This window comes from Prevotella sp. MGM2, assembly GCF_002933955.1.
Taxonomy (GTDB): Bacteria; Bacteroidota; Bacteroidia; order Bacteroidales; family Bacteroidaceae; genus Alloprevotella.
This window is the reverse complement of sequence record NZ_BEWW01000242.1, coordinates 1-5,584: the sequence shown is the minus strand read 5'-3', so window position 1 is coordinate 5,584 and position 5,584 is coordinate 1. Positions and strand designations below refer to the sequence as shown.

Below are 5,584 nucleotides of genomic sequence, written 5' to 3'. Positions count from 1 at the left end.
GGCGTAAGCCAGCAGATTTACAGTCTGCCCCATTTGGCCACTCTGGTATTTGCCCTTTCTTGTTTTTGATGATGCAAAGTTACATATTATTTTTGTAACTGCCAAGCATAATCAGCCATTTTTATTGCAGTAATAGCAAATTCATTACCTTTGTTACCCAAACGGCCTCCAGCTCGCTCTTGTGCCTGTTCTAAGCTATTGACAGTTAAGAGTCCAAATATCACTGGTTTATCGCTCGTTGCATTCAATTGTCCCAATCCTTGACTCGTTGCTTCACAAATATAATCAAAATGAGGAGTATCACCTCTTATAACACAGCCGATAGCAATAACCGCATCAATATAGCCATGTTTAATCATTTGGGCTGCACCATATATCAGTTCAAAACTCCCAGGTACATAACTAACTGTAATATTGCTTTCATCCACACCATTGGCTTTAAGGGTTTCGATAGCTCCTTCTAAAAGAATATCTGTTATGTTATTATTCCATTCACTTACAACAATACCAAAACGCATGTTGGTTGTATCGGGAATCGCTTTTATATTGTTGAGCAAGTTGAAATTTTGTGTAGACATTGGTAACAAATGAATGATTGAATTTATAAAATAAAAAAAGAGTTAGGAAACAGTTTAGACTTTATATTTATCTTATTTCTCTTTCCTAACTCAAGTCCTTTATTCTCTTCTTATTTAAATATACTGCAAAGATCTTTTATTTAGTACGCTCGATATATTTATCAATTTCAGAGGACATCATCCCACCTTGTGTTTGGCCAAATTGTGGATATTCTTTTTTTATTTGTAGATAAATCTTATTTGCTTCTCCTTTTTTGTTCAAGCTTTCAAGTAATTTACCTGCTTCTAAGAGGAATTTGGGAGTCATTGCCTCATTGTCTGCCAATTTTGCTGCTTTCTTAAAAGTTTCAATCGCTTTTTCAATTTGCTTATCACAAGCATAAGCATTAGCTAACATTGAAATAACTAAAGGTGAAATAGAATTGTCACTCATTGGAGAAAATTCTTCAAGTTGCTTTATAGCTTCTTTATATTGTGACATATTAAAATAGACAGTTCCAGCCAAATAATAAGCAACATTTCCACTCTTTCCGCCATCCTTTGCTATTCTCAAAAAGCCTGGAAACTTGCCGTCACCCTTGAGCGCTTTATTGAATAAATCATTTACCTGTGCCTGCATTCTTTGGCGGGCTTCCTTTACTGCAATACTAATAGAATCAGGAGTTGTTTCAGATATAACACCTTGCGAAATAAGCACTTGAGCCAAAGATGAATCTGGAAGAATTTCCATCTGTGCATATTGACTCTGTGCCTGTCGGCCCTGATTTAATAGCCCTATTCCCTCTAATAAAAAAGTTTGGTTTTTATTGTCTCTCGGTTCGGTATAAAATTTCCGGAAAGCGAAATAACCGCCAATAAAAACTATAAGGGCAATAACTGCGATTAACAACCATTTTGTTGTCGGTTTGTTTCTCAGAGATTGAACCAATCCAGCCTTGGCTACAGTTTCAGTGTTTGTTGTTTGCTTGGTCATGATTTATTTATTTTTCTTTTTATAGTCGACAATCGGCAGCAAAAGTAATATTTTCCTATTGATTGATGAAATAAAAACTTCTTTTTTTTATAGCTTCTTCTTTTTTGTATCTGCTGAATTTGGTGAAACAGTTTGGTTGATGTATTTTTGCCAGTATAAACGCGAAAAAACAATATGTATCTAAAACATCTGACTGCGATAAATTACAAAAACATATCTCAAGTAGAACTTGATTTTTCCCCTAATGTGAATTGTTTTGTTGGGGCTAATGGAATGGGAAAGACAAATTTGTTGGATGCTGTTTACTATTTGTCTTTTTGTAAAAGTTCTTTAAATCAATCAGACACATTCAATTTAAAACATGATGGAGATTTCTTCATGCTTCAAGGAGATTATGAAGATAATATGAAGGGGGGATTAAATGTTTGTTGTGGGTTGAAACGTGGGCAACGCAAACATATTAAGTGCAACGGAAAAGAATATAAACGTTTTTCTGAGCACTTAGGTAAAATTCCTTTAGTTCTACTCTCGCCTTCCGATTCGTTGCTGGTATCAGGTGGAAGTGAGGAACGTAGACGTTTTATGGATATTGTCATTTCACAATATGATAAAAAATACTTGAATTGTATAATTCGTTATGAAAAAGCCTTGAAGCAACGTAACTCTCTTCTAAAACTAGAAGAATTCAATAGTGATGTTTTGGAAGTTTTGGAGCAAATGATGGCTACGGATGCCCAAGTGATTTATTTGGCCCGCCAAAGTTTTATAATGGAGTTTATACCTGTTTTTCGTTCTTTGTATTGTAATTTATGCAATACAAATGTAGAGGTTGCTGACATTAATTATATTTCACATTGCATGAGAGGAGATTTATTAGCTATATGGCGTAATGAGCGTTCTAGAGAGCATATTGTCGGTCATACTCTCTATGGAATACATAAGGATGATTTATTATTGACATTGGGAGACTATCCGGTCAAACGTGAAGCTTCACAAGGACAAAGTAAAACCTTTTTTATTGCGATGAAATTGGCTCAATTCCTTTTTCTTAAACAAAAAGGAACAAATCGTACGCCCATATTATTATTGGATGATATATTTGATAAATTGGATGCCGGTAGAGTTGGGAAAATAGTGAATTATGTTTCTGGAGACGATTTTGGGCAAATATTTATTACAGACACAAATAAAGACCATTTAGACCGTATCTTAGCCAATTCAAAGCATGAATATAAATTATTCTATGTGGAAAATGGTATTGTAGTAGAAAAACATGATGAAACGTAGAAAATCAGAACCAATTGATGAAGTATTAATGAGATTTTTACGCTTATATGGTTTAGAATCTCCCTTAAATGAATATCGTCTTATTGAGTTTTGGCCAGAAGTTGCAGGTGAACTGATAGCTTCTGCCACAACTGATTTGTATATTAGTAATCAGAAATTAATAGTACGATTGAGCCAACCTGCGTTGCGAGCTGATTTGATGATGATGCGAAACAAATTTGTGAACGAACTAAATGCTAAAGTTGGAGCAAACGTAATTATAGATATTATTTTGAAATAAAATTTATTATATTATTCTTATTGTATCTACTTATTAGGTAAAATGATACTGTTTTAGTCTGCCATCTCTTCAGAAAAAGAGATTAAGTAAAAAAATAGAGAATTAGAGTAAACAATAAAAAGTTTGAATTAACTTTGCAGCGAATAAAAATTTTAAGACACTCCCACGTATGGATATCTTTTATCTTTGTATTTTAGCATTTCTAATAGTATTGGCTGTTTTTGACCTCTCCGTAGGTGTAGCTAATGATGCTGTAAATTTCTTAAGTCCGGCAGTTGGCGCCAAAGTTGCTAAATTTCGTATTGTTTTGATTGTTGCTGCAATCGGTATTTTTGTTGGCGCTTCAACTAGTAGTGGTATGATGGATATCGCCAGACATGGTATTATGACCCCGCAGTTCTATTCTCTGGATGACGTTATGTGCATATTCTTGGCTGTAGCTGCTACTGATGTAATTCTTTTAGACATATTCAATACGTTAGGAATGCCAACTTCAACGACGGTTTCTATGGTATTTGGATTGTTGGGAGGTAGTACAGCATTGGCAATGTCAAAGATTGTGAGTAGTGGCATGGCTTATGAACAATTAATTAATACAGACAAGGCTTTACAAGTTATTATCGGTATATTCCTTTCAGTTGCTATCGCTTTTGTTTTTGGCCTAATAGTAATGTGGATTACTCGTTTAGTTTTTACTTTTAATTACAAAAAACATTTAAGATGGAGTATCGCTTTGTTTGGAGGGGTCTCTGTCACATCTATTTTCTACTTTCTTTTAGTTAGCGGGTTGAAAAATTCGAAAATATTGATAGATTATGGTATTTCAGACTGGATAGCTTGTCACAGATTATTATTATTAGGAGGATGTTTGGTCTGCTTTACTATTTTAATGGAAATACTACATCTATTACATGTAAATATTTTCAAGGTCGTAGTCTTGTTTGGTACATTTTCTCTTGCGATGGCTTTTGCCGGCAACGATTTGGTAAACTTTATTGGTACTCCTTTGGCTGGTTTGGAAGCCTTTATTGATTTTACAGTTAATGGTGATGGGCAATCTGCTAATAGTTTCAAAGCTGAAGTCTTGGCAGGACCGTCAACGTTACCTGGCAAACAATATTTTTTAGTTGTTGCAGGCGTAATTATGACAACAGCAATATTTATGTCCAAGAAAGCAAGAAAAGTGGTTGAAACAACTGTTAATCTTTCGCGACAAGATGATGGTGAAGAAGTTTTTAGTTCTTCAAAAATAGCCCGCAAAACCGTGCGCAGTGTCTTAAATGCCACTGCAACGATAAGTCGTTATGCACCACGTGGCTTTAAATCTTGGGTCAATACTCGCTTTAATACCGATGTTATTGATATGGATGAAGGTGCTGCATTTGATTTGGTACGTGCTTCCGTGAACTTAGTTCTAGCGGGTTTACTTATTGTTGTAGGTACATCATTACAATTGCCACTTTCTACTACTTATGTGGCTTTTATGGTTGCAATGGGAACTAGTTTAGCCGATCGTGCTTGGGGACGTGAAACTGCAGTTTATCGTATTACAGGTGTAATTACTGTCATTGGTGGTTGGTTTATCACAGCTGGAGCCGCTTTTATTATGAGTTTAACCATTGCGTTTCTCAATCATGTAGGTGGTATCTTTGCTATGGTATTATTGATTCTCGTACTTGTCCTAGTTTTAATTAATAATAATAGAAAATTCAAGAAAAAGAAAAATGCCGAAGAGGTTGATATCCTGTTCCGACAATTGGTACGTTGTCATGACAAACAGCAAACATGGGGATTATTAGTTGAACATGTTCGTCGTTCTCAAGCTAATATGATAGACTTTGCACGTTCTACTTTTCATAATATCACTAATGGTCTCATGTATGAGGATATTAAATCGTTAAAACAGGCAGGTCATGCTATTGAGGAACAAAAAAGCACATGGAAGCGTTATCGTAGAAAAGAAATATTAGGCATGCGTAAAATCGATTATATGCTTGCTGTAGAAAAAAATACATGGTTTCATTTAGGATGTAATAATTCTACACAGATTATTTATTGCTTGAAGCGCATGTTAGAACCAACTTTAGAGCATGTTGATAATAACTTTAATCCCTTACCTAAAGAGTATCAAGAAGAAATGCGTCCATTACTAAAAGAGGTCGATTTGTTACTTCAACGAACTCAACAAATGATTGTTAATGGGAATTTTACGGATGCTGATGAATTACTTGTTGACGCGAACTCTACAAAAGCTCAGATTTCACAAATACGCCATCAACAACAGGATCATATGCAACGTGAAAATAATAACATAAAAGTTGCTTTGCTTTATCTAAACACACTACAAGAAACTCAAGAACTTATTTCTATGGTTCGCCATCTTTTAAGAGCTAGCAAACGTTTTCAAATGGTTTAACCGATCAATAAGGGCGTATCGAACGTTCGATACGCCCTTATTGATCGGTT

5 protein-coding genes are annotated in these 5,584 nt (G+C 34.9%); 3 read left to right on the top strand and 2 right to left on the bottom strand.

The annotated features are described in order from the left end of the window. Positions 1 to 86: 86 nt before the first annotated feature. Both ribH and C5S62_RS05950 read right to left on the bottom strand, forming a co-directional pair. Positions 87 to 578 (bottom strand): 6,7-dimethyl-8-ribityllumazine synthase, encoded by a 492-nt coding sequence (gene ribH, locus C5S62_RS05955; protein ID WP_104404483.1) that lies wholly within the window; start codon positions 576 to 578, stop codon positions 87 to 89. Between the two features lie 136 nt (positions 579 to 714). Then, positions 715 to 1,551: a tol-pal system YbgF family protein gene (locus C5S62_RS05950; RefSeq protein WP_104404482.1), complete on the bottom strand. Its 837-nt coding sequence runs from the start codon at positions 1,549 to 1,551 to the stop codon at positions 715 to 717. Positions 1,552 to 1,725: 174 nt separating this feature from the next. Here C5S62_RS05950 and C5S62_RS05945 point away from each other — a divergent pair, with 174 nt between their 5' ends. The 3 genes from C5S62_RS05945 (at position 1,726) to C5S62_RS05935 (ending at position 5,534) form a co-directional block, all read left to right on the top strand. Then, entirely contained in the window at positions 1,726 to 2,838 is a 1,113-nt protein-coding gene (locus C5S62_RS05945; protein WP_104404481.1) for a DNA replication/repair protein RecF, read from the top strand. Further along, on the top strand, positions 2,825 to 3,118 hold the full coding sequence (locus tag C5S62_RS05940; RefSeq protein WP_371411192.1) for a DciA family protein: 294 nt from the start codon (positions 2,825 to 2,827) through the stop codon (positions 3,116 to 3,118). Before C5S62_RS05945 ends, C5S62_RS05940 begins: the two co-directional genes overlap by 14 nt. Positions 3,119 to 3,287: 169 nt before the next feature. Continuing rightward, entirely contained in the window at positions 3,288 to 5,534 is a 2,247-nt protein-coding gene (locus C5S62_RS05935) for an inorganic phosphate transporter (RefSeq protein ID WP_104404480.1), read from the top strand. Positions 5,535 to 5,584: the final 50 nt, after the last annotated feature.

Coding starts and splice junctions, on each gene's coding strand:
- C5S62_RS05945 (WP_104404481.1), top strand. CDS start 1,726: ATGTATCTAAAACATCTGACTGCGATAAATTACAAAAACATATCTCAA.
- C5S62_RS05950 (WP_104404482.1), bottom strand. CDS start 1,551: ATGACCAAGCAAACAACAAACACTGAAACTGTAGCCAAGGCTGGATTG.
- ribH (WP_104404483.1), bottom strand. CDS start 578: ATGTCTACACAAAATTTCAACTTGCTCAACAATATAAAAGCGATTCCC.
- C5S62_RS05935 (WP_104404480.1), top strand. CDS start 3,288: ATGGATATCTTTTATCTTTGTATTTTAGCATTTCTAATAGTATTGGCT.
- C5S62_RS05940 (WP_371411192.1), top strand. CDS start 2,825: ATGATGAAACGTAGAAAATCAGAACCAATTGATGAAGTATTAATGAGA.